This is a genomic window from Halobellus sp. Atlit-38R (assembly GCF_003665925.1).
In the GTDB taxonomy this organism is placed as follows: Archaea; Halobacteriota; Halobacteria; order Halobacteriales; family Haloferacaceae; genus Haloquadratum; species Haloquadratum inordinatus.
The window spans coordinates 295,988-318,838 of record NZ_QXIJ01000001.1 but is presented as its reverse complement, the minus strand read 5'-3'; the positions used below and the strand labels follow the sequence as shown (position 1 = coordinate 318,838).

The following is a 22,851-nucleotide window of genomic DNA, read 5'->3' as shown; positions in this document are numbered from 1 at the left end:
GACTTTTTTGACTCTTTCGACGCATTCCGCGACCGAGATCAGTCCCAGAAGGACTGCGTCCGGGCGTACTGGCGCTCCTGTTCGAGGATGTCGCGGTAGAAGTCGGCCTCGTCTTCCCGTAGCTTCCCGATGATTCTGGCGGCGGTCTGTGGCCCCACGCCGCGGGCCGCCAGCGCGATGACGGCCTGTTTGCCGTGGCTCTGAACGAGGCTCGCCGAGCGATACGCGCGCTGCACGAGACGCTCGGCCTCGTCGTCGCGGTCGTCGGCGTCCGCGCGGACCGCAGTGACGGTCTCCTCGTCCCAGGGGTTCAGACACGCGATGCGGGTCGCCCCGCACTCGGGGCACTCGGGCTGGTCGCGAACGCGACGCACCTTCGTCTTCCGCTCCCAGTCCGCACAGTGCAGACAGAGCAGGCGCACGCGGTCGTTCCGGATGCGTTCTTTCACGGCCTCGATCACGCTCGCGTCGGCGTTCTCCGGAACGAGGAGCTCGCGCCCGCTGGACCGGCCACCGGTCCCGATCGGGGTACGCTCGCGGGCCGTCTCCAGTCGGACGTTCGTCTCGTCGTCGCGGAGTCGATCGAGCAGATCCGCGGTTTCGTCGACAGCGAGGTCGACGTGGAAGACCTCCCTGACGGCCTCGTCGTAGACCGGCGTGTCTTCGAGCGCGGCCAGCAGCCGATCCGCGCCGAAGCGTTCGCGGCCCTGATAGCGCTTGAGCGCGCCGAACTTCGCGGCGACCTGCGCCAGCGTGAACTTCAGCGCGTCGGAGTTCTTCAGCGCGAGTTCGAGGACGGCTTCGACGTGGCTCGGATCGGTCGTCTCCACCACCTCGGTGACGTCGCGGAGGGACGCACGCGTCGGCACTTCGAGTTCGATCCGATACGGGCTGACCTCCATTCCCACGGAGGAGCCGGTTCGCTGGCCGACGAGCGCCGCGAGCAGCCGCCCGAGCGTCTCGTTCACCCGGTGCCCGTAGCAACTGTTCACGACGACGGTCCGGGCTTGCCCTTCGACGACGAGCCGGTCGGCGGTCGGGATCGGATGGCCCGTCTCGACCTGCCGCTCGATCGGGTCGAGCGCGGCCGCGAGCGTGTCGACGTCGGTCGGGTACCGAGCGCTCAGATCGCGGGCGACGGCCTCTCGCGACGCGCCGCGCTCGAACTGCCCGGCCGCGACGTCGCGAATCTCGCCCACCTCGTTCGCGACGCGGGCCGGGACCGGAATCTCGGAGCCGGTCCAGGAGGGCACCTCGCCGCTGGGATCTTCGATCGGCGTGACGTTCACTCGCGCCTCGTCGTCGTCGATATCGTTGATGCGCCACATCTCGCCGCGCTGGACGAACGCGGCCCCCGGCTCGGCGAAGTTGACGACGAAGCGCTCGTCGAGCGTCCCGATCTGGCCGCGCGAGGAGATGTCGTGGACCTCGTAGGTCTCCTCGTCTGGGATCATCGAGAGGTTGGCGTAGAAGTACTGCCAGGTCCCGCCGGATTTCTCCAGGCGGTCGGCGTCCTCCTCGAGCCAGAGCAGTCGATTCTTCGAGAGTTCGCGCACGACCTCTCGGAAGGTCTCCTCGTCGAGGTCCGAGAACGGATACGCGGCGGTCACGAGCTCGTAGGCGCGACGGGCCGAAACCTCGCCCTCGTCCATCACGACGCCGACGATCTGGTTCGCGACGGTGTCGAGGCTGGCGTGGTGGATCCGCGCGGGTTCGACCGCGCCGGCCTCCGCGCGCCGGGCGATCGCGAGTGCTTCGAGCGTGTCGTCCGGTTCGGCGGTGACGAGCGTTCCGCGTGAGACCTCGTCGCGGCGGTGGCCGGCGCGGCCGACGCGCTGAAGCAGTCGCGAGACTTCTCTCGGGCTCCCGTACTGGACGACGTGATCGACGCGCCCGACGTCGATGCCGAGTTCCATCGACGACGTGCAGACGAGCGCGTCGAGGTCGCCGGCCTTGAAGCGGTCTTCGACGTCGATGCGGACGTCCTTCGAGAGGGAGCCGTGGTGGACCTCGATCGGCTCGTCGAGCTTCTTGAACCGCGAGCCGAGCGCCTCCGCCGTCTGCCGCGTGTTGACGAACACCAGCGTCGACTCGTTGTCGCGGACGATGTCGCGAATCACGCGGACGTGGCTCGCGATCTCGGCGTCGGTCGCGAGCTGGCCCGCCAACTGCTCGTCCTCGGGTGTCACCTCGGGGTGTGTGACGGTGAAAGAGACATCGCTGCCGACGTCGACCTCGACGATCTCGAAGCCCCGATCGCCGGTGAGGAACTTCCCCACCTCCGCGGGCGACCCGACAGTCGCCGAGAGGCCGATCCGCTGGAACGGCCCCGCAAGCTCTCGTAAACGTTCGAGACCGACGGTCAACTGCGCGCCCCGCTTCGCGGAGGCGAGTTCGTGGACCTCGTCGACGACGACGTGACGAACGTCCGAGAGCGCCCGGCGGAGCTTCTTGCCCGTCAGCATCGCCTGGAGCGTCTCGGGCGTCGTGACGAGGACGTCCGGCGGGTCGTCGGCCTGCTTCTGCCGCTGATACTGCGTCGTATCGCCGTGTCTGACGTCGATCTCTACACCCAGGGTCTCGCCCCACCACTCCAGCCGTTGCCGCATATCCCGGTTGAGCGCCCGCAACGGAGTGATATACAGCGCTGAGAGCCCCTCACGCTCCTCGGAGTCGGAGCGAACGATCGCGTCGAAGACGGGCAGCATCGCCGTCTCGGTCTTCCCAGTCCCGGTTGGGGCGATCACGAGCGCGTTCTCCCCCGAGGCCAGCGGCGGGATCGCTCTGCGCTGTGGCTCTGTCGGCGTCGTGAATCCGCGCTCGGAGAGCGCCCTTCGAACCGACTCGCCGAGCGCCGTGAACGCGTCCATTCCCTGCGCTGACGTGCCGTCAGCCATCGCGTTCACTACCGGCGCGACCGGATTAAGGGCAGCGTTCGGACGCCGACCCGCCCAGGAGAGACCTGTTCACGCGCCGAGCAACCGAAGTCCTCCACCGAGCGCGAGAACGAGACCACCGAGGAGGAACGTTCCGGGAAGTGGAATCACGAACACCAGCACGCCGGCGAGCAGCACCTTGCTTGACATTCGCATACATAGCATTGCCGCCGAAGACGGAAAAACGAGGCGCCGGCTAGCCCGTGGCGAGGTGCCGACCAGCCTTTGAGGAGGTGCTGACCAGCCAGTGATAGTGGCAAACAGCTAGTTACGAAGCGCCACGCCGGCCGTCGGCGTCGGCGTTCGACCCACGACGGTTTTTGTCTCCGAGAGGGACAGGTGTCGTATGGATCCCCGACGAGCGTTCTGGCTCGCCCTCTTCACGTACGGCCTGCTCTCGATAGCGACGTTCGCACCGACGGCCAGCGCGTCACAACCGGGATCGGTCGCCGGAACCGTCGGCAGCGCGGCCCTCGTTGCTGGCGCCGGCTACGCGCTCGTCGAGCCCGAGCGGGCTGGCGGCCCCGAGGAGTGGAACCTCGTCGTCGTCGCGGCAGTCGCGGGAGCGGCCCTCTTCGCGCTGGGTGTACTCGTGGGCGCAGTGTAGGGCGCGGCGCGTCCGGCCCAGCCTGCCGACACCTACACCGATCGGAACGGCCCCAGCCGTGTGCCGTCGAGGAGATACGCGTCGGTGTCGGCGTCGACGAGCGCCTCGGGTAGGAACGGCGCGAGAAAGCCCTGGCCGTCGACGTTCACCCACGTCCCGCCCGATCGGTCGTTGAATGCGGGCACGATCACGAGTTCGGGGTCGTGCCAGTCGAGGTCTTCGACAGCGAGATTCAACTGCTCGGCGAACGGCTCGGGCCGGAGCGGCCCGCGGAGCCACGCGCGCTCTTTGCGCCCGCCGCCGACGGTGTCTTCGAGCCGGACAGCGGGGTGTTCGTGGCCCATACAGACCACGTCGCTCTCGACGACCTCGCGGGACGGCCAGGTGTGGCCGTGGACGAAGCCGACGCGACCGAGACGAACGCCGCCGCTTTCGCTGACGGAGAGTCGGTTCGCGTGGTCGCTCGGTGCCTCACCCGCGCCGCTGTCCGAACCGAAGCGCTCTGCGACGCCGCCGTCGTGGTTCCCGCGGACGAGCGTCACGGGCACGCGATCGAGTACCGCCGCCAGCAGTTCGTCGAGTTCGTCGGCCTCCTCGCCCTCGGGGTTCCCGATCCGGTGGCTCAGATCCCCGAGGACGACGAGCCGATCCGGATCGACTCGGTCGAGGAGGCCGAGCAGGCGCACGCGGCGGACGGCCGCGTTGCTGTCGAGTTCGACGCCGCGCTCGTAGCGGAGGCCGGCCTCGATGCCTGCGTGGTAGTCGGCGACGACGAGCGCCGTTTCCTCACCTAGGCGGGCGACAGCGGCCGGGGCTCCCGGGACGGGCTCGACGAGCGACCGCTGCGCTGTGCCGCCGGCGGAGCCGTCCGCAGACGTTCCTGTCGGGGCGAGTGAGCCGGCGGCCGCGTCGGCGTCGTCGGACGCCCCGGAATCACGCGGCACGGCTCAGATCGCCTTCAGGCTCCCTTCGGCGGGCTCGTAGCACTGGCCGCTCATCAGCGCCTCCTGGATGGCGTCTTCGACGTCGTCTGGGTCGACGCCGTACTCCTCGACGACCGTCGCGACGACGGCCTCGCGGTCGGCCCCGTCGCCGTCGTCGAGATCGGCCATCACGGACACCGCGGCGCCTTCGAGGTCGACGTCAGCGGCCGATTCCTGTGCGGCGTCGTCGGCGTCAGCCGCGGGAGTCGCGTCCGGTTCGGCGGACGGCTGCTCCGGCGGTGAGTCTGGAGTGGACTCCGCAGCGGGCTCTGTAGGGGCTTTGTCGTCCGCATCTGCCGTGAGCGAATCGCCTGTGTCCGATGCGGTGTCGTCGGCCGTCGCTGCCGCCTCCTCGGCCGGACTGCCTTCCGATTCCAGCTCGTCGACGTCCGGCACGTCGATGCCCGCTTCGCCGGGCTCGTCGACCTCGTTGCCGGTCGAGAACTCGGTGCCGAACTCGGCTTCGATCTCTGCGCGCTCGTCCTCGTCGAGTTCGTACATCTCGCCCTCGTCGAGGCCGGCGTCGGCACCGGGGTCCGCGTCGGTATCCGAACCGAGATCCGAATCGGTCTCGAAGTCGGACTCGCTCTCGCTCGTCGCTTCGTCAGCGAGATCAGCATCTCTGGCATCGGCGCCGAAGTCGCCGAGATCGTCCGTTCCGCCGAGATCGTCCGTTTCGGTCGACCCTGCGCCCGGCGTCGCCTGCGTGTCGGCAGCCGTGCCGCCGAGGTCAGCGTCTGCGGTTCCGGCGTCCCTGTCGACCGCGTCGGCTGCGTCGGTCGCCTCGCCAGCGTCCGCCGCATCCGTCGAGGTCGTTGTCTCCGAGGCGTCGGTCGCGGTCCCGGTGGTCTCTGTGTCGGCCGTAGTGGGCTCCGCGTTGGGAGCGGCGGCGCCCGTGTCGGTGGCTTCGGCGCCTTCCTCCGATGCCGTGTCCGTTGGCGCCGTGTCCGCCGGCGTCGCGTCCGCGGATTCTGGCGCGGACGACTCGGTCGCGTCGGAAGCAACGGAGTCGGCTGCGGCCTCAGTATCGGTCGCTGCAGCCGACTCCGCCGTGACCGACGCAGCAGTGTCTCCCGGTGCGGCCGACGCGGCCGCGACGGTCGGCAGCGGGCCGAGTTCGTCCGGTCCGGCTTCGTCGGGGGCGACCGACGGCGTCTCGACGGAGTCGCGTTCGTCGGCGACCAGTTCGAGCGCCTGTACGGCCATCGTCCGCACGGCTTCGAGGTAGTGTTCGGTCGGTTCGTAGTGATCGACCGCGAGCGCGACGCCTTGGGCGAGCGCGGCGTCGACGCCACGCGATTCGAGCGCCGCGCGCAGGTCCTCGCCGCGGGCGTCCATCGCCAGCGCGGCCGCGGTCGTCGCGACGCGTTCGAGCGTCGCCTCTGCGGCAGCGACGACCCAGCGGTCGCGCGTGTCCGCGTCGACCTCGTTGAGGCTCTCGGGGCGGACCGAGGTGAAGATTCGATCGGAGTCGTCGGGCTGGTACGTCCGCGCTTTCCCGGTGAGCGAGACGAAGCACGGCGGCGCGGCGCGGTCGAGAAAGCCCATCGCGTCCGGCTGATACTGGCCCGCGTAGGTGACGAACACGCCCGTCGGATCGGCGATCCGGCCGCGGACGATGTCGTCGTTGACCTGTTCGACCTCGGTGAGCGCGCCGACGGCGAACAGACGATTGATCCGCGCGCCGGTGGGCGTCACGACGTAGTTGGGCGCGCGCTCCTCCTCGCCCTCGGAGTACGAGAGCGTCGCGTCGTCGAACTCCGCGGCGAAGAGGCGTCGGGCCACCTCGCGGCGGTTCTCGGCGTCGCTCACGGCCGCACCTCCGTCAACAGCGCAGTCGCACGCGCGGCCGGGTCCTCCGTCGCGCGCTCGAACTCGCTCGCCTCGACGCTCGCGCCGTAATCGTCGACCGAAAGGTTCCCTCGGACGCGGAACTCGTGACCGACGACGGTCTCTCTGATCTCGTCGGCGACGACTTCCTTGTCCATCGCGTCGCGGGCGGCCGCCATAGCGTCTTCCATCGTGCCGCCGTAGAGGTCCTCGGTAAGTTCGCGATCGAGGATCACCGTCACCGTCCCGGTTCCGTCGTCGACGATCGCTTTCACGCGCATGTCGTCTTCGCCGTCGACGTCGCCGTGGACCCGACACTGGCCGTTCTGGAGCACGCGTCCGCAGTCCGGACAGCGCTCGATGAGTCCCGAGCCGTCGCGGACTTCGAGGACGTTGCCGACGAGTTCGACGTCGAACAGGCCGCCGGAGGCGACCGCCTCGGCGACGTGCATCCGCGGCGCCTCGTCGTCGACTTCGACCTCGCGCGCCAGCGGGGTGATTGTCGTGAACTCAGAGAGGTTCACCTGCGGGACGCCGCGGAACTCCCGAACGTACACGTCCTCGAAGCGGAAGGCGTGACCCTCGCGGAGTTCCGAGCGGGCCTGCCAGTCGGTGAATGGCAGTCGCCCGGTCTCGTCGGCGACGACGCCCGAACGGATAGTCGTCTCTCCGCTCCGTCCGTCGATGACGCGCTCCTCGGATTCGAGCACGCGAACCTCGACGTTGCGGCCGCGGTCGCCCGATCGGAGGTCGACGAGGGCGGTGTCGCCGCCGGTCTCGTAGGGCACTTCGACCGGTGTCGTCTCGACCGCGACGGTCGACGATTGGCCGATGTTCAGTTCCGGTTCGCCGTCCCACTCGCGGACTCCCGCGTTGCCGACGGTGATCGAATCGCCGGGCTCGAAGCCGAAGTCCTCCCAGGCCGTATAGGAGAGTTTCCCCGTCGCATCCGCAAACTCCCCCTCGCGGATGACTTGCTCTTCGCCCTGATACTGGATCGAGCGCCGACCGACCGAGAGCACGCGCACCGTCACGGTGACGTTGCCGTCCTCGGTCGTGACGTCGGCGACGTCTTTCGTCGTCGGGGTCGCACCGCCGCCGTCGTCGCCGCCGTGTTTCCGGCGGATGCTCTGTTTGGCTTCCTCAATCGGGACGCTGTACGATACGAGATTCTCCAGGTCGGATTTGACCTCCGCTTTGTCAACCCCGAGGGCGGAGGCGAGCTCCTCGGCGTGTTCGTCTACGTCCATCGTCGGTGGGACTACAGCCGCCTGGGATAAAAAGGGTCGCGGGGCGGGAAGCTCCCAGCGCGTCGCTGTCGACGGGCGCGGACAGCGCCCTGATTAGCCCTCGCTGTCGATCTCGCGGGAGACGTAGATGACGAGCGCGAGGGGGACACCGAGGACGAGCGCGAGGGTCAGTCCGCCGAAGGCCGCGAAGCCGAGCGGCGTCGCCGGAAACGGGACGACGAAGAGAAACATTGGCTGTTGAAGCCCCTCGACGAACGTCGCGGTCAGAAATCCGACTGCGGCTCCCACGGCGACGAGCGCGGCGTACAGTCCGAGGACGAATCGACTCCCGCTGCGCCCACCGGCGTCGCCTTCGCGGCCGTCGTCGCCAGGCTGGTTCGAGATGTCGGTCTCGCTCACGCGTTTCCCTCGGCGACGCGGGCGGTTAAGCCACCCGTTCACGATCGTTGCCAGCCAACCGACGCACCTTTGACCGCGCGCACCGAAGAGACGATATGAGCGATAGGGACCTCCTCGGAGTCGTCCTCGGTGCAATCGCCGTACTGATGTTCGCGACCGGACTCTTCCTCGCCGTCTAACAGACACGCCGGTCGAGTCTCCTTTCTCGGACTGCGAGTCCACAGGCAGAGTCGTACGTCCCGTAGCGCGCTGGCCGCGACACCTGTCGACGACCGATCGACAGCGCGGCCGCTATTCGAAAATAAAAACGTGAAGAAGTGATCGAGCGGTTTAGGCGTCGTCGCGGTCGTCCGCGTCGCCTTCGGGCTGACCGCCGTCGGTCAGCGCTGTCTCGTCGCTCTCTTCTCCGCCGTCAGCAATCGCCGTCTGCTGTTTCTTGTCGTACCAGTCCCACTCGGCCGTGTAGAGGCCGGATTCCCGAAGGTTCCACGGGTCACCGTCCTCGACTTTCGGCCCTTCGAGCCACGACTGGACGAAGTTCCAGACGAAGATGACCTGTCCGGCCAGCAGCAGCAGCGCACCGACAGTCGCGAGCTGGTGCATCGTCGCGAACTGCGGCAGGTACGTCGCGTAGCGGCGCGGCATCCCGCCGTAACCGAGCAGGATCATCGCGAAGAACGTCAGGTTCGTCCCGACCATCGTGAGCCAGAAGTGCGCCTTAGCGAGCGTCTTCTGGTACATCCGATCGGTGTACAGCGGGAACCAGTAGTACAGTCCCGAGAACACCGCAAAGCCGATCGCACCCATAATGACGTAGTGGAAGTGCCCCACGACGTAGTAGGTGTCGTGGAGGACTAAGTCGACCGGGATAGACGCCAGGAAGACGCCCGTGACGCCGCCGATGATGAAGTTAGCGACGAAGCCGACCGAGAACAGCATCGGCGTCGTCAGACGGATCCGGCCGTTCCACATCGTCGTGATCCAGTTGAACGTCTTCACCGCGCTCGGAATCGCGATGGCCAACGAGACGGCCATGAACGAGGCCCGAAGTCGCGGGTCGATGCCCGTCGCGAACATGTGGTGCGCCCAGACGCCGAAGGAGAGCACCCCGATCGCGAGCGTGGAGTACACGACGAACTTGAACCCGAAGAGGCGGCGTCCCGAGAACCGCGGGATCACGTAGCTCACGATCCCCATCGGCGGGAGCACCAGGATGTAGACCTCCGGGTGTCCGAAGAACCAGAACAGGTGCTGCCAGAGGATCGCGCCGCCCTCACCGGAGAAGAACGTCGTGCCGAAGTTCCGGTCGAAAAGCAGCATCACGAGCGCGCTGCCGAGAAGCGGGAACGCGAACAGGATGAGCCCCGACTGCGTGAGGATCGTCCACGAGAAGATGTCGAGGTTCGCCCACGAGACCTCGTCGCCGCGCTCGGTGAAGATGGTCGCGATGAAGTTGATCGCACCCATTGTCGCCGAGACGCCCGAGAGGTGCAGGCCGAGCAGCATCAGGTCGACGCCGGCGTTCGCTTGATTACCGGCTCCGACGCCCGCCGACAGCGGCGTGTACATCGTCCAAGCAGTCTGTGCCGGGAGCACGTCCGGAAGCGGGAAGAAGCCCGCCCAGATGAGCAGTGCCGCCGGCGGCAGCAGCCAGAACGCGATGGCGTTGATCCGCGGGAACGCCATATCGTCTGCGCCGATCAGAAGCGGCACCAGATAGTTCGAGAACGCCGCCAGAATGGGCGTCCCGAACAGGAACAGCATCGTGATGCCGTGACTCGTCAGCAGCGAGTTGTAGAACGTGTTCGAGATGAGCGACATCCCGGGGTCGAAGAGTTCGACCCGCATCAGAACGACCATCAGGCCGCCCACGGCGAACGCCGTGAGCCCGTACGCACCGTACAGGATTCCGATGTCCTTGTGATCGACTGTCGTTAACCAGCGAATGATACCAGACGGTTTCTCTTCGGAAACGTAGCTATCCTGCTGCCCGTACCCGCCGCCCCCAGCGATCGGGCTGTACGAGCGCCAGTTTTCGACCCGCGCGATCCACGCGGCGACGGCAACGAGGAGGATCCCCATTAGAACCGTCAGTGCTAACTGTCCGTTGACCTCCATAGGGGTGTCTGAGTAACGGAAGGTAATGAAAGGTTCGGGACGCCGTGATGGTGCCTCCGAATCGACTCACACCGCAGGCGCTGATCGACCGGTCCAGCAAAGGGGAAGAAGTCGATTCGAAGCGCGTTAGGCTTCGTCTTCGCTCGCAGCGTCGTCGGTGTCGGCCTCGCCTTCGACGGCCGCTTCGGGCTCTTCGTCTTCGTCGAATTGATTCATCAGTTCGCCGTCTTCACCGAGCGGTTTGGCACCCTCGACGCCTGCCTGGCCGGGCAGATAGAGTTCGCCCGTCATTTCACTCCCGGCGACGGCACGCCCGGCAAAGTACGTCAGAATCGCTAGCAGCACGAACGGAACGGCTACTAGTCCGAACTGAAGCGATGACGCGAGCGGGTCGACCCCGAACGGTGTGACCACGGCGAAAGCGACGATGAAGAACGCCATGATGAACAGCGGGACCATATTGACCGTCAGGTCGAGCAGGGTATCCCGATCGAAGATCTTGTTCGCCATAGGTGGTTCTTCCGGTGGAGAATAAAATAGGTTATTGATTCCGTGCGGTCCGAGCCCACCTCAGCGCCGGGGTCTCGCCGCGGCCGGTCCCAGCGGTTCGGCGCGTCGGTCGACTAGTACGCCGGTTCCTCAGTGTCCTGTGCGAAGAGCGACCCCGCGAGACCGCCAGCGACGAGGATCACGGCAGCGGCGATGATCGCGAACCCGCGGTCGGGGAGGTTGATGCTGGTGTAGATGAATCCCAACCCCAGCGCCGCGAGCGGGATCGCGACGACGACCATCGCGCGCCACGGCGTCCGCGCGTAACTCGATTCTGTGGCCATCCCAGCCACGCTCCCGCCGAACAGGAGCAATCCCCCGACAGAGAGCGGAAACAGCCCGAAGAGGATCCCGAGTTCCGCAATCGGAACCCCGAGCGCGATGAACAGCGGCCACGGGCTCGCCATCCGATACTGCTCCGAAAGTCCCGGTTCAGCGTCCATTATCGGCTCTACGTCCCGAGAGGTACAAAGGGCTTCGATTTGTGCCAGGGAGTCGACGGGACCGAGCCGTAATTCGGAAAGAACACCTTTTTCGACGCAGATCGTAGATTCATAACCGATGGGACTGGAGGAAGAGATCGACGAACTCCGCGAGGAGATCGCGAACACGCCCTACAACAAAGCCACCGAAGAGCACATCGGCCGGCTGAAGGCGAAGCTCGCGGAGAAGAAAGAGAAACTCGAAAATCGGTCCTCCAGCGGCGGCGGTCACGGCTACGCGGTCGAGAAGACCGGCGACGCGACCGTCGCGCTCGTCGGCTTTCCGAGCGTCGGCAAGTCCACGCTGATCAACGCGCTCACGAACGCCGACAGCGAGGTCGGCGAGTACGAGTTCACGACGCTCGACGTCAACCCCGGGATGCTGAAGCACAACGGCGCGAACATCCAGATCCTCGACGTCCCGGGCCTCATCGAGGGGGCCGCCGGCGGGCGCGGCGGCGGGAAGGAAGTGCTCTCTGTCGTCCGCACCGCCGACCTCGTGGTCTTTATGCTCTCGGTGTTCGAGATCGAGCGCTACGAGCGCCTCCAGCGGGAACTCTACGACAACAAGATCCGCCTGGACACGTCGAAGCCGAACATCACGATCTCCAAGCGCGGGAAGGGCGGCATTCAGGTGACGACTTCCGACGACGTCTCGCTCGACGACGACACGATCGCGAGCGTCCTCCGCGAGCACGGCTACGTCAACGCCGACGTGACCGTCCGCGGCGACATCACGATCGACGAACTCATCGACGGCATCATGGACAACCGCGTCTACCTGCCCTCGATCGTCGCCGTCAACAAGGCGGACCTCATCGACCGCGACTACCTGCCGACGGTCGAGGAGAACCTCCGGGACGTCGGCGTCGACCCCGAGGAAGCGATCTTCATCAGCGCCGAGGCCGAGAAGGGGCTCGACGCCCTCAAAGAGAAGGTCTGGGAGGCGCTCGGCCTGATCAGAGTGTATATGGACAAGCCCGGTCGCGGCGTCGACTACGACGAACCGCTCGTCCTGATGAAAGGCGAGAACACCGTCGACGACGCGCTCAGAAAACTCGGGGGCACCCTCGACGAACGGTTCCGCTTCGCCCGCGTCACCGGTCCGAGCGCGAAGCACGACGAACAACAGGTCGGCCGCGACCACGAACTGCAGGACGAGGACGTCCTGCGCGTCGTCGCCCGGAAGTAACGCTTTTTTCGTCCGCTGGGAGACTGCCTGGCGTGCCCTCCACGAAGCAGTCACTGGCTATCCTCGGGATCGTCACCGCGCTCCTCGGTGGGGCGTACGTCGCTGGCATATTCGACTCTCGACCACCCAGCGATCCGACAGCCGAACGGTTGGCCCATCAGACGGCGAACGCGACGGCGGAGGTACCCGCCTACTCGTTTACCGTCGGTGGGAGCGTCACCGTCGAACGCGGCGGCGAAGAGAAGCAAGCGAGCTACTGGGGCCACGGCGGATTCAACCGCTCCGAGCGCAGGTATCGGACCGAGATCGGACTCGCAGACGACCATGAGACACGATTTCTGCAGGGACGGACGCGCTACACGCCGTGTCCGTACTCGCGGTACGTCAACGTCGCGAACGTCTCCTATGCGACGGAACTCCCACAGAACCAGTCGTGGACGACTCGCACGATCCTCGGCGGTCAGCGGCAACTGTTCGAGTTCTCTCGCGTGTACGATCGGGGTACGAGCACCGTCGGCGGAGAAGCAGTGCGCGTCGTCGAGGTCGTGCCCGACCAGTCGAAACTCGCCTCGGTTTCGCTCTCGATCCCCGGCGAGGGGGACGTCGAGCAGTTGAACCGGAACGCGGACGAACTCCGCGCGATGCTGTATCTCTCACCGGAGACGCACCTGCCGCGCCGCGTCGTCGTCCACCGCGATCGTAGTGGATTCGGGCGGCCATCGATCGAGGAGCGCATCGTCTACGACTTCACGTACGGTTCGAACTCCGTCGAGCGTCCGCCCCGAACAGTCGACAACGAGAGTGCCTGTCCAACCCCGTAGGCGGACGCTGACCGTGTCCTTCTTGCGGATACGGTACGGAGTAGAGCCGTGTCTCGCACCACCGCACGAACCGTCGCCGTCCTCCTCGCGCTCCTCTTCGTCCCGTGGTCGGTGCAGGTCTTCAGCGGCCGCGACGCCACGTTCCTCTTCGCGTGGGGGCTGTTCAACACGAACCCCCTCTCGGTGACGACGCTGCCCGACTTCCTGTTCGTGTACACGCAAGGCCTGCCGGAGTACATCCTCGCGTGGCCGCTGTCGGTCGTGTTGTACGCGCTCGCGCTCGTGAGCGCCGTGATCGGCTGGCGGACCGGTCACGAGGACCCGCGGGTCACTGCGGGCCTCCTCGTCGTGGCCGCGATCGCGCAACTCCGACTCGCGTGGGGGTTCTCCGTCCAGCCGACGCGGACCGCGTGGCCGACCGGCACGGCGGCGCTCCTCGTCGTCGTGTGGTGGTGTTACTGGTCGCGGGTCCAGGCGCGACTGCGGCGGCAGTTCGACGCCTCGTGAACGGGGCGGGCTCTGTCGAATCGACGTCCCCGAGCCCGCTGGGGGCCGCTTCAGCACCCTTTTTGCCCGCGGCGTCCGTTCGTTCGCGTATGTCCGGAGTACTCGACCACGTGATGATGCGCGTCGAAGACCTCGAGGAGTCTCTCGATTGGTACACGACGCACCTGAACTACGAGGAGAAGGGTCGCTGGGAGGCCGACACCTTCACCAACGTCTACCTCGGCCCCGAGGAGATGCACGAGGAAGGTGCGATGCTCGAACTCACCTACAACCACGACGACCGGACCTACGAGATGGGCGACGCCTGGGGCCACATCGCCGTTCGCGTCCCCGAGGGCGAACTCGAAGCCCACTACGAACAGCTGATGGACGAGGGCGTCGAGGACTACCGCGACCCCGAGTCCTGTGGTGGCCGCTACGCGTTCGTGAAGGACCCCGACGGCCACGAAGTCGAAATCGTCCAGCGCGATCCCGATCAGGGCGCGAAGTGGAGTCTCGACCACACGATGATCCGCGTCGAGGACGCCGACGAGGCGCTCGGCTTCTGGACGCGGAAATTCGAGTACGAGCACACTGGTCGCTGGGAGTCGGATACCTTCGCGAACTACTTTATGAAGCCCGAGGGCGCCGCCGACGCCGCGATGTCGGTCGAACTCACGTACAACTACGACGGGCGGTCGTACACGATGGGCGACGCCTGGGGCCACCTCTGCGTGCGCGCGGACGACCTCCACGGCTACTGGGACACGCTGATGGAGCGCGGGGCCGAGGACTACCGCGACCCCGCCTCCTGTGAGGACCGCTACGCGTTCACGACGGATCAGGACGGCCACGAGATCGAGATTCTCGAACCCTAAGCCGAAGCGTCGGTCGGACGCAATCGCCACACGGAACGACAAGGGATTTATTCGTCAGATCCGTTCAACCCCATATGCCCGGGTTGCTCTCCGACGCGCTCGCGTGGGTCGTGATCCTGACGTTCGCCGTCGGAGTGCTCTCGGAAGACCGAAATCAGCGGCTCGCGCGCTATGCGACCGTCGCCGCGTGGGTCGGCTTCGCCGTCTTCTGGCTCCAGTTGGTGCCACACTTCGCGTTCGTCCACAAGAGCTACGTCGAGGGCGTGCTCGCGGTCGCGGCCGTCCCGGCGTCGCTGTACGCCGGCTACCTGCTGTGGAACGGCCGCGACTCGCTGTACGTGCTCTCGCGAGCGGTCGCAGTGATGGGGCTGATCTACCTGCCCTTCGAGACGATCCCCGCGTTCTCGCTGCTCGGTGTCGCGGTCCCGGCCCCGCGCGGCGTCCTGATGGAGACCGTCGCCGCACAGACCGGCTTTCTCGTGAACGCGCTCGGCTACCACCCCGAGATGATCGTCGGCGAACAGGGCTATCTGAACACGTTCCTGTTCTTCGACGGCTCCCATCGGCTGACTGTGGCGGTCGTCCTCGCGTGTACGGGGCTCGGGAGCATCGCCATCTTCGCCGGCCTGATCGCCGCGGTGAAGGCCCCGTTGCGCCGAAAGCTTCGCGCGATGGCCATCGCCGTGCCGATCATCTACGCGCTGAACCTCCTGCGGACGACGTTCATCACGATCGCCTTCGGCAAGCAGTACATGCAGTGGTTCGTCGACGAGATTATGTTCCTGTTCGGTTCGTCGGACCCGTATATGGTCTCGTTTTTCATCTCCGATCGGATCATCAGCCAGGTCCTCGCGGTCGTCGTCCTCGTCGGAATCACCTATCTGGTCGTCCGCGAACTCCCGGAACTCCTGACGGTCATCGAGGACGTCCTGTTTATGCTGACCGGCGACGAGTACGACCTCGAATCCGAACTCGGACTGGAGCGGTCAGGGGCCTGATCGGCGAGCGAACTCAGAAGAGTCGGGCCCGCTACACTTCGTTTGCTTCGAGCACGTCGGCCGGCGCCCCGCCGAGCGTCGCGAGCGCGTCGGACTCGACGTGGTGGAGGTCGCCGGGGATCACGAGCAGGTGAAGCGGGTCGCCGAAATCCTCCGTGGCCAGCTCCGAGAGTCGGTCGGCGACGACCGTCGGCTCTGGGCTCCCGGCGCGAGCGACGACGACGCCGAGCACGTCCTGCCAGTCCGCAGCGAGCATCTCCGCGGCGACGTCGGCGGTCATGTACTCCTCGCGCTCGGCCTTGATGTCGAGATAGACCACGGTGTGGAGGCCGCGCTCGCGGTTCGCCTCGATCGAGTCGACGACGCTCTGGGGGACGCCGTCGGCGCCGTGCGCGTACGGGAACGGCAGCGTGACGGCCTTTCCGAAGCGGTAGTTCTGGAGTCCTGTGAGTCCGCTCGCGGCCGTCTGTGCGGTAACGCCGTGGATCACGCGGGTGTCGATACCGCGCTCGATCGCGCGGAGTCGCAGGTCGACGTGCGTCGTCGAGATCATCGTGTCGCCGGCGGTGAGGAACGCGACGTGTTCGTCTTCGGCAGCGTCGAGAACGCCTTCGGGATGTTGCTCGACGCCCGCGCGGTCCCGGACGTCGATGTCGATATCGTGGTAGGCCGACAGTTCGCCGACAGTCGCCCCCACGAGGTGGCTCGTGTAGAACTCGGCGACCGCCCGGTCGGCGTCGGCGAGCGCCTCTCGGCCCTCGACGGTGATCGAGCGCTCGTCGTACAGTCCGAGGCCGATGAAGGTGAGCATACCTCGTCTGGGCGGGCGGCGCGTATAAACAGCGTGAATGTCCGTCCAGGCGGTGGAATGCGGTCGGTTCGGCGGTACTCTTTTTATCGATGCTGCTGAATCACCATCTGGCGCTGTCAGCGCCTTGGTTTGTTCGAACGACGATCCGGCGGTCGACTGGTCATCGGCCTGCTCGGAACGTCGTCGTTCCATCCGTCCTGAGCCGCGCCGCTCGACGGCCATCGAGCCCCGACGCTCGCTTACTCCTCGTCCAGCAACCCGAGGTCGTCAGCGACGGCGTTGGCCAGTTCGTCGGCGATCACCGGATCTACCTGCGCGATCTCCTCGCCGTCGTGCCGGTGCTCGTTGTGTTTCTCCAGGGACGTTCGGAGTTGCGAGAGCGCCACCCGCGACGTCGTTCCGCACTCCTCACAGACGATCGGGACCGTCGGTTCGTCCGTCTCTTCCTCGGTCATACCCGACACTCGATCGACAGGTGTGAAAACTGATCCGGTTTCGGGGTCGGCAGTGAGGTTCCGTTAGCCTCCGCTTCGGACGGGCGGGGCGAGAAAGACGACCCAGCCGCCGAACATCACGACGCCGCCCAGTTCTGGGAGCGCCAGGCCCGGACCCGGGCGGATGCCGAGAAGCCAGACGAGCCAGCCGAGCAGGTGGCTCACAGCGAGCGCGAGGCCGAGTCGGCCGGCCGTGGTCGCCCGCCGCAACCACCCGTCCACGGACACCGTCGCCGTCGCGAGCAGGAAGAACGAGACTCATCGAGACGATCGACAGCGCGTAGCTACTCGCGACCGCGATCGAGGAGCGCCGGAGCGCGAGTGCGTACGCGATACCGACGGCGCCGCCGGCGATGAGGCCGCCGTTGAACAGTAGTGCTGTCCCGGACGCGGTTCCGAGATCCGAGAGCGCACTTCCCGCCCAAGAGAAGGTCGCGGACCGCCACGTGGCCGCGAGGATCGCAGTAATCGCGACGAGCGCGCCCGCTGGTCCGGCGTGTGCGGCGTAGCGCATCAGTGTGTCGGCGACGCGACTGTTCGTCACGGCTGTACGTCAGTGCATCGCCACAAAAAGTGTCGGGCCCATCCGGGCCCGAGACGGAGCGTCCGACGCGTCCGGACGACCGTTCGATCAGACGCCGACTTCCGCGCCGACGTACAGGACGACGACGAGGAAGATCCAGACGACGTCGACGAAGTGCCAGTACATCGAGGCCGTACTGACCGACACGTGGCGTTCAGCGGAGTACTGACCCATCAGCGCGCGGACGAAGACGATCCCGAGGAGGACCGCGCCGAGGCTGACGTGGAGTCCGTGAAGTCCGGTGAGGCCGAAGAACGCCGACGCGAAGAACCCGGACGTGAGGGTGAAGTCCGCGTGGACGATGAACTCGTAGTACTCGTAGATCTGGCCGCCGATGAAGATCACGCCCAAGAGCAGCGTCATCGCGAGGCCGATGAGGAAGTTCTGCCGGTCGCCGTTCCGGATCGCGACGTGTGCGTAGTGCAGCGTGATCGACGAGACGACCAGGATCGTCGTGTTGATCAGGATGAGCGATCCTGTCAGGTTCGGGACGCCCGTGAAGATCGACGCCCAGTCGCCGGCGCGGATGTAGAAGTAGTATCCGAACAGCGCGCCGAACGTCGCCAGTTCGGAGCCGAGGAACGCGAGCATTCCCCAGCGGAGTTTGTTCGCGCTCTGTGAACTCGCTTCGCGTGACCAGAACTTCACCACGAACGCGTGATACACCCAGCCGTACAGTCCAACGAGGAACACGCCGACCGTCGCGACGAGCGCCATCGGGCCGGCGAGCGGGCTGACGATAGCGCCGTCGCCGCGACCGAGGATGTACAGCGCGGCCGCGACGTAGACGCCTGCTCCTCCGACCGCGGTGACGAACGGCCACCAGCTCGCTTCACCAAACCCACGGGGCCAGTCCTCGACCGCAGGGAGGTGGTGTCCGTGGTCGTCGTGTGCTTCTTCGGTACCCATAGGCGTGGGTTTCGATCCGACGACTAAAAACCCTCCCAAAACATACGACGATATTTGCCTCAGCCGGCGCCGGCCGCGCTCGAAACCCCGCGGTCTTCGCCGGTTGCGACGCGTGATCGTGACCGCGGCGAGCAGGCGACTGTATCTGACGGGGTCGCTCCGTCAGTCGGCGCTCGACGGCGTGCGGTGGTACGGACCCGCCGAGATGTCCTCGCGAAGTTCGCCGAGTGCCTCGCGGTCCCCTCCACTGCTCATCTCGGTGACGACGGCGAGAACCTCCTGTCTGGAGATCTTCACGCCGGTCGCCGAGAGCGCGTCTTCGGGACGCGCGAGGAGTTCTCTGAGGGTACCGACGGCGAGCAAGAACGGAATGGCCCACGCTTCGAGAGTGTTGCCGTCGCGGAGCGGCACCGTTTCGAGGTACGTCTGAGCGTCGTCTAGGAACGAACCCGCGAACTCGGCGGTTCGGCGGACGACTGACGCCGCGCTCGCCTCGTGCTCGTCGTCTAAGACCTCCTCCTGGGGGACGCCGGCGTCCTGGAGCCACTCCGCCGGGAGGTAGACGTTGTCCTCGGCCGTGTAGTCGTCGTAGACGTCTTTCGAGATGTTGACGAGCTGGAGGAGCAGACCGAACTCCTCGGCGGTGTCGTACAGCCGACGGCGGCGGTCGGCGGCGACGTCGTGCCGCGTCACGAGGTTCGTGATGAGGTTCCCGACGGTGCCGGCGGCGTAGTAACAGTACTCTTCGAGTTCGCTGCGAGTCTGGATGCGGAGGCCGCCGTCGTCCTCGTAGCGCTCGACGAACTCGACCATCCCCTGGACGAGTTCTCTCGCCGGCGGGACGATCGCCCGCTGGACGTCTTCGGGGAGGCTCTGGAACGTGCGGAGGACGCGGGGGGAGTCGCGAACGACTGCCCAGTCGTCGGTCATCGCGTCCTCCTCGGGGAGGTGGGGCTCGACGGAATCGACGAACGACTCCGCCGTCGTCTCGTCCTCGGGGTCGAGGACGGCGTCGTACGTGCGGAGCAGCGTCGCCTGTTCGGCCGGTGGGATGTGCGAGGCGTCTTCGACGGTGTCTGCGATCCGGCAGACGAGGTACCCGAGACAGATGTACGAGGACATCGGTTCATCGAGCACGTCCACCGTGAGCGCGAAGGTGCGAGAAACCCCTTGGACCGACTCGTGACACCACTGGAGGTCGGCTTGGTCGACTCGGGGGCGTTCATCCTGCTGAGACATTCGGAGTGTCAACTCCTACGGAGGGCGGCATAAAAAGCTTCGTGGGGTCGATCGGAGTATTGTGCGATACGAGAGAAACAGAGGACTCTGTGGACGAGTCGCACGCGAGCAGGCTGTTCGGCCCTCTTACGAGCTACTGTAAGCGAATTGACCACTGTTCGGTGGGCGGTGAGAATAGATTCGGATTTACCGAACGGTATGCCGCCGTTACTCCATCCGGTCGTCACCGGCAGCGTACGGATTCGCCTCGGCGTAGGGGTTCTCACGCGTCTGCGGCGGGTGTTGCACACGGACGTACGGTGGCTCCTCGACGTACTCGACGAGCGACGTGGTGCCGACGAAGCCGCACGGTGACTTCCGGAGCGCGATGTACTGCAGGCCAGCGTCGCCGACCCACGTATCCAGTGTCTGTTCCGCGGAGTCGCGGTAGAAGGCGGCGATGCGGTCCTCGACGGTGTTCGGATTCAGCACGTGACACAGCGCACTGTCGGGATCGAGGAGTTCGGACTCCTCGAAGTAGCGGACCCGTCGCGCGTCCGCCGGGCCGAGAGTGTGGACCATCGCGTCGGCGTTCACGAGCGAGTAGATCGTCCCCTCGACGTCGTCGTAGAGTCGGGCGAGGAGGTTCATCACCGTCTCGTGGTCGTGCTCGGGTGTGAAGACGTTCGGCCGGTCGTCGTTCCACGTGCCGACGAGGTCGACGACTGCGAGCCGTCCCGTCTCGAGTACGTTCTCGATGTCGTAGCCCTGCCCGTCGAGCAACTGGGCGGTCCGGTTCTCCCGGAGTTCGATCGTCGGTACGAGAACGACTCGGTCGTCGGTTTCGAGGCCGTGCTTCAGGAGCACGCTGAAGAGCGCCGTCAGGTTCGCACGCCCGTCGTGTTCGAGCAGGACGCCGGTCCCGCGGACGAGGCCGCCGCCGGCGAGTGCGTCGAGGCCGCCGATGCCGATCGGGCGGTGCCTGTGATCTTTCAGCTCGGGCGGTTGCGACCGGCGCTTCGGCGCGATTCGCAGACCCGCCGACCCGAACTCGACTTCCATCTCCCGGCGGTCGTAGTCGACACCGCGCATCTTCGCGATGCGGAGGAAGTGATGCGGGTCGTCCTCGACGTTCCGCTGAGTGAGTTCGACGACGCCGTGCGTGGTGAATCGGAGCGCGTTCGTCGCCTCGTTGTCGCCGGTGCGCTCGGCGGTGAACAGGCTCGTCGCCTGGAACTCGTCGGAGAAAAAGCGGATCAGATCCAGCACGGAGCGCCGGAAGCGCTGGGGGCTGTCGGTGATGACCGAGAGCCCGGAGACGCTGTCGAGGACGACGCGGTCGACCGGCGCGAACCGTTCGAGATACTGCCGGATGTACTCGCCGGTGAACGGTGGATTGAACCCCTGTGAGAGGATCTCGCCGTCCTCGTCTTCGGTCAGCGTCTGCAGCGTCAGATCGTCTTCTCCGCCCTCGATCGTCCGGCCCGCGCCGGCGTGAATCGACGTGATCGAGAGGTTCTCGTGGTGGAGGTCGAACTCGAAGTCCGCGAAGGACTGGCGCAGTTCGCCGATGGTCTGTTCGGTACTGATGAAGAGGCAGTCCTCGCCGGCGTCGAGGCCAGCCTGGAGAAACTGCATCGAGAGCGTCGATTTGCCGCTTCCGGGACCACCAGTGAGAAGTGTCGATCGATTCGTCGGGTATCCCCCACCGAGCATTCCGTCGAGAACCTGAGAGCCGCTGGAGACTGAACTATCGCCGGACATCTGATAGCTACTCGGACGACGGCTGTGATAAAATCACTCCCCGGAGTCACAGTTGCGAGCCGTGTCCGAATGCCCGTCGACCCGGGCCGAGAGCCAGGCGAAGTGCGATTCGACGCCCTCGACGCCGGCGTCGGTGAGACGATAGACGTCGTGAATCCCCTGCGTTTCGCGCTCGATGAGCCCTCGATCGACGAGCGCGTCGAGCGTCCCGTAGAACGACTGCGGATCGAGCCGCACGTCGTAGTGTCGTTCGAGCGTCGTCTTCAGTTTCTGTCCGCGGAGCGTCCCCGCTTCGTAGAGCAGCGCACACAGGTCTCGTCGTCGCCCGCTCTGGAGCCACCTCGACATCGTCGGCAGATCGGTTCGCGCGCACACGACACTTTCGTTTCCAAGCTACCGGATTCACCACCCACCAAGGCACTTCCCTCTCGTCTGGACCGTCCGTCCACGGACAGGCGGACCCGAACCGGTAGGTTCGACTCCCCCGCCTCCCAAGGGCGGGTATGTCGACTACGGAGGCGACGGCGAACGGCATCACCGCGCGCTACCGCGAGACCGAGACCGAGCGAGTGCTGACGTTCGAATCCGGTGGCAAGACGGCCGCGATCGCACAGAACATCGAGGGCTACGCGATGCTGAAAGTCCGTCCCAGCGCGGACGGCGACGAACTCGAACGCTACTACGGGTTCGATATGGCGCTCGATCACGCCGCAGAGCTACTCGGCGTCTCGCCGCACGACCTTCCGGTCCCCGACGACGCCGACGATATGGGGATGTGAACCGACTCGAACCGAGTCGCCGACTGTCGCAGGGTCAGTCACGCCGCCAGTAGAACCGCGGCCCGAGCACCAAGTAGGCGAGCGAGAGGAACAGTAATCCATAGGCGAACCCCTCGCCGAGGGACCCGACGAATCGCCGCCCCGTCGGCCCACAGAGCAGAATCGCTGCCGCCTGCACGACGCCCATCACGAGCGCATCCTGCGCGTGCAGGTCGGGATACGTGATCGGCGCGAGCATCAGCGCCGCGAGCAGATAGACCATCGGCACGAGCACGATCGGACTCGTGAACCCGGCGAGGACGGTCGCTCCGAGAATCGTCGCCGCGAGCGTCGTCTGGACGCCTTCGGTCTCTGCTGCGTCGCTGTCGTAGGCGGTGTAGAGTCCCAGCCGCGTCACCGCGGCCGCGACGAAGAGCGCCGTTCCGACGAGCGCGAGGAGCCCCCTTGGCTCGCCGAGCCCCCACGACCCCGCCACCGTCATCGCGACCAAGAGCGCGGGCGCGACGCCGAAGGACGCGACGTCTGCCAGCGAGTCGAGATACGGGCCGACTGCCGTCCCGCCGCGGCGACGGGCGACGACGCCGTCCAGTGCGTCGGCGATGGCAGCGAGCAAGAGAATCCGGGCCGCGAGTTCGACGTCGACTGTCGTCGCGACGGCGGCGACGAACCCGAGCGCGGCGTTCGAGACCGTCACCGCGTCGGCGAGGCCCAGTCGACCGACGAACCGCGGCTTCATACCTCGGCCGACTCGGAGGATCGGTTTA

24 protein-coding genes are annotated in these 22,851 nt (G+C 66.4%); 7 read left to right on the top strand and 17 right to left on the bottom strand.

Annotation, left to right across the window (positions count from 1 at the left end; translation table 11 throughout):
* Window positions 1-38: 38 nt before the first annotated feature.
* Together D3D02_RS01650 and D3D02_RS21445 are read right to left on the bottom strand one after the other, a co-directional pair.
* On the bottom strand, window positions 39-2,897 hold the full coding sequence (locus D3D02_RS01650; RefSeq protein WP_121568425.1) for a DEAD/DEAH box helicase: 2,859 nt from the start codon (window positions 2,895-2,897) through the stop codon (window positions 39-41).
* A 69-nt stretch (window positions 2,898-2,966) separates the two neighbouring features.
* Complete coding sequence (locus D3D02_RS21445) at window positions 2,967-3,092, bottom strand: hypothetical protein (protein WP_255410139.1); 126 nt, start codon at window positions 3,090-3,092, stop codon at window positions 2,967-2,969.
* Window positions 3,093-3,282: 190 nt separating this feature from the next.
* On the opposite strand from D3D02_RS21445, the gene D3D02_RS01645 reads away from it, so the two are divergent.
* Window positions 3,283-3,543 carry a hypothetical protein gene (locus D3D02_RS01645; protein ID WP_121568251.1) on the top strand — a complete coding sequence of 87 codons (261 nt, stop codon included), beginning with the start codon at window positions 3,283-3,285 and terminating at the stop codon, window positions 3,541-3,543.
* Between the two features lie 32 nt (window positions 3,544-3,575).
* On the opposite strand, the gene D3D02_RS01640 is transcribed toward D3D02_RS01645, so the two are convergent.
* From D3D02_RS01640 to D3D02_RS01610, 7 genes are all read right to left on the bottom strand, one after another.
* The gene (locus D3D02_RS01640) at window positions 3,576-4,487 is read right to left on the bottom strand and encodes a metallophosphoesterase (protein WP_121568250.1); all 912 of its coding nucleotides are present in this window, start codon (window positions 4,485-4,487) and stop codon (window positions 3,576-3,578) included.
* 3 nt (window positions 4,488-4,490) lie between these two features.
* Window positions 4,491-6,338 carry a hypothetical protein gene (locus D3D02_RS01635; RefSeq protein WP_121568249.1) on the bottom strand — a complete coding sequence of 616 codons (1,848 nt, stop codon included), beginning with the start codon at window positions 6,336-6,338 and terminating at the stop codon, window positions 4,491-4,493.
* The gene (locus D3D02_RS01630) at window positions 6,335-7,606 is read right to left on the bottom strand and encodes a Single-stranded DNA binding protein (RefSeq protein WP_121568248.1); all 1,272 of its coding nucleotides are present in this window, start codon (window positions 7,604-7,606) and stop codon (window positions 6,335-6,337) included. The genes D3D02_RS01635 and D3D02_RS01630 overlap by 4 nt, the downstream gene beginning before the upstream one ends.
* Window positions 7,607-7,699: 93 nt before the next feature.
* On the bottom strand, window positions 7,700-7,990 hold the full coding sequence (locus D3D02_RS01625; protein WP_121568424.1) for a cox cluster protein: 291 nt from the start codon (window positions 7,988-7,990) through the stop codon (window positions 7,700-7,702).
* Window positions 7,991-8,335: 345 nt separating this feature from the next.
* Complete coding sequence (locus D3D02_RS01620) at window positions 8,336-10,087, bottom strand: cbb3-type cytochrome c oxidase subunit I (protein ID WP_121568423.1); 1,752 nt, start codon at window positions 10,085-10,087, stop codon at window positions 8,336-8,338.
* Between the two features lie 162 nt (window positions 10,088-10,249).
* Window positions 10,250-10,633, bottom strand: a complete 384-nt coding sequence (locus tag D3D02_RS01615; RefSeq protein WP_115821743.1) for a DUF6684 family protein — start codon at window positions 10,631-10,633, stop codon at window positions 10,250-10,252.
* A 113-nt stretch (window positions 10,634-10,746) separates the two neighbouring features.
* The gene (locus tag D3D02_RS01610; protein WP_121568247.1) at window positions 10,747-11,115 is read right to left on the bottom strand and encodes a cox cluster protein; all 369 of its coding nucleotides are present in this window, start codon (window positions 11,113-11,115) and stop codon (window positions 10,747-10,749) included.
* A 118-nt stretch (window positions 11,116-11,233) separates the two neighbouring features.
* Here D3D02_RS01610 and D3D02_RS01605 point away from each other — a divergent pair, with 118 nt between their 5' ends.
* The 5 genes from D3D02_RS01605 to artA all read left to right on the top strand — a co-directional run bounded on the left by D3D02_RS01605 (window position 11,234) and on the right by artA (window position 15,529).
* Window positions 11,234-12,346, top strand: coding sequence for a GTP-binding protein (locus D3D02_RS01605; protein ID WP_121568246.1), 1,113 nt, complete (start codon window positions 11,234-11,236; stop codon window positions 12,344-12,346).
* 32 nt (window positions 12,347-12,378) lie between these two features.
* On the top strand, window positions 12,379-13,167 hold the full coding sequence (locus tag D3D02_RS01600; RefSeq protein WP_121568245.1) for a hypothetical protein: 789 nt from the start codon (window positions 12,379-12,381) through the stop codon (window positions 13,165-13,167).
* Between the two features lie 48 nt (window positions 13,168-13,215).
* A complete protein-coding gene (locus D3D02_RS01595) occupies window positions 13,216-13,674 on the top strand; it encodes a TIGR04206 family protein (RefSeq protein WP_121568244.1) in 459 nt (152 codons plus the stop codon).
* 89 nt (window positions 13,675-13,763) lie between these two features.
* Window positions 13,764-14,531, top strand: a complete 768-nt coding sequence (locus tag D3D02_RS01590; protein ID WP_121568243.1) for a VOC family protein — start codon at window positions 13,764-13,766, stop codon at window positions 14,529-14,531.
* A gap of 74 nt (window positions 14,532-14,605) precedes the next feature.
* Window positions 14,606-15,529, top strand: a complete 924-nt coding sequence (artA, locus tag D3D02_RS01585) for an archaeosortase A (protein WP_121568242.1) — start codon at window positions 14,606-14,608, stop codon at window positions 15,527-15,529.
* A 31-nt stretch (window positions 15,530-15,560) separates the two neighbouring features.
* Here artA and dph5 read toward each other — a convergent pair whose 3' ends face one another.
* The 7 genes from dph5 to D3D02_RS01550 all read right to left on the bottom strand — a co-directional run bounded on the left by dph5 (window position 15,561) and on the right by D3D02_RS01550 (window position 21,656).
* Window positions 15,561-16,340 (bottom strand): diphthine synthase, encoded by a 780-nt coding sequence (gene dph5, locus D3D02_RS01580; protein WP_121568241.1) that lies wholly within the window; start codon window positions 16,338-16,340, stop codon window positions 15,561-15,563.
* 239 nt (window positions 16,341-16,579) lie between these two features.
* Window positions 16,580-16,795, bottom strand: coding sequence for a hypothetical protein (locus D3D02_RS01575; protein ID WP_121568240.1), 216 nt, complete (start codon window positions 16,793-16,795; stop codon window positions 16,580-16,582).
* 63 nt (window positions 16,796-16,858) lie between these two features.
* Entirely contained in the window at window positions 16,859-17,062 is a 204-nt protein-coding gene (locus D3D02_RS01570) for a hypothetical protein (RefSeq protein WP_121568239.1), read from the bottom strand.
* A 403-nt stretch (window positions 17,063-17,465) separates the two neighbouring features.
* Window positions 17,466-18,326: a heme-copper oxidase subunit III gene (locus tag D3D02_RS01565; protein ID WP_121568238.1), complete on the bottom strand. Its 861-nt coding sequence runs from the start codon at window positions 18,324-18,326 to the stop codon at window positions 17,466-17,468.
* 162 nt (window positions 18,327-18,488) lie between these two features.
* On the bottom strand, window positions 18,489-19,565 hold the full coding sequence (locus tag D3D02_RS01560) for a phytoene/squalene synthase family protein (protein ID WP_121568237.1): 1,077 nt from the start codon (window positions 19,563-19,565) through the stop codon (window positions 18,489-18,491).
* A 207-nt stretch (window positions 19,566-19,772) separates the two neighbouring features.
* The gene (locus D3D02_RS01555) at window positions 19,773-21,308 is read right to left on the bottom strand and encodes an ATPase domain-containing protein (protein WP_121568236.1); all 1,536 of its coding nucleotides are present in this window, start codon (window positions 21,306-21,308) and stop codon (window positions 19,773-19,775) included.
* A gap of 33 nt (window positions 21,309-21,341) precedes the next feature.
* A complete protein-coding gene (locus D3D02_RS01550; protein WP_121568235.1) occupies window positions 21,342-21,656 on the bottom strand; it encodes a PadR family transcriptional regulator in 315 nt (104 codons plus the stop codon).
* 155 nt (window positions 21,657-21,811) lie between these two features.
* On the opposite strand from D3D02_RS01550, the gene D3D02_RS01545 reads away from it, so the two are divergent.
* Window positions 21,812-22,087: a hypothetical protein gene (locus tag D3D02_RS01545; RefSeq protein WP_121568234.1), complete on the top strand. Its 276-nt coding sequence runs from the start codon at window positions 21,812-21,814 to the stop codon at window positions 22,085-22,087.
* Window positions 22,088-22,121: 34 nt separating this feature from the next.
* Here D3D02_RS01545 and D3D02_RS01540 read toward each other — a convergent pair whose 3' ends face one another.
* Window positions 22,122-22,823, bottom strand: a complete 702-nt coding sequence (locus tag D3D02_RS01540) for a protein sorting system archaetidylserine synthase (RefSeq protein WP_121568233.1) — start codon at window positions 22,821-22,823, stop codon at window positions 22,122-22,124.
* Between the last annotated feature and the right edge of the window lie 28 nt (window positions 22,824-22,851).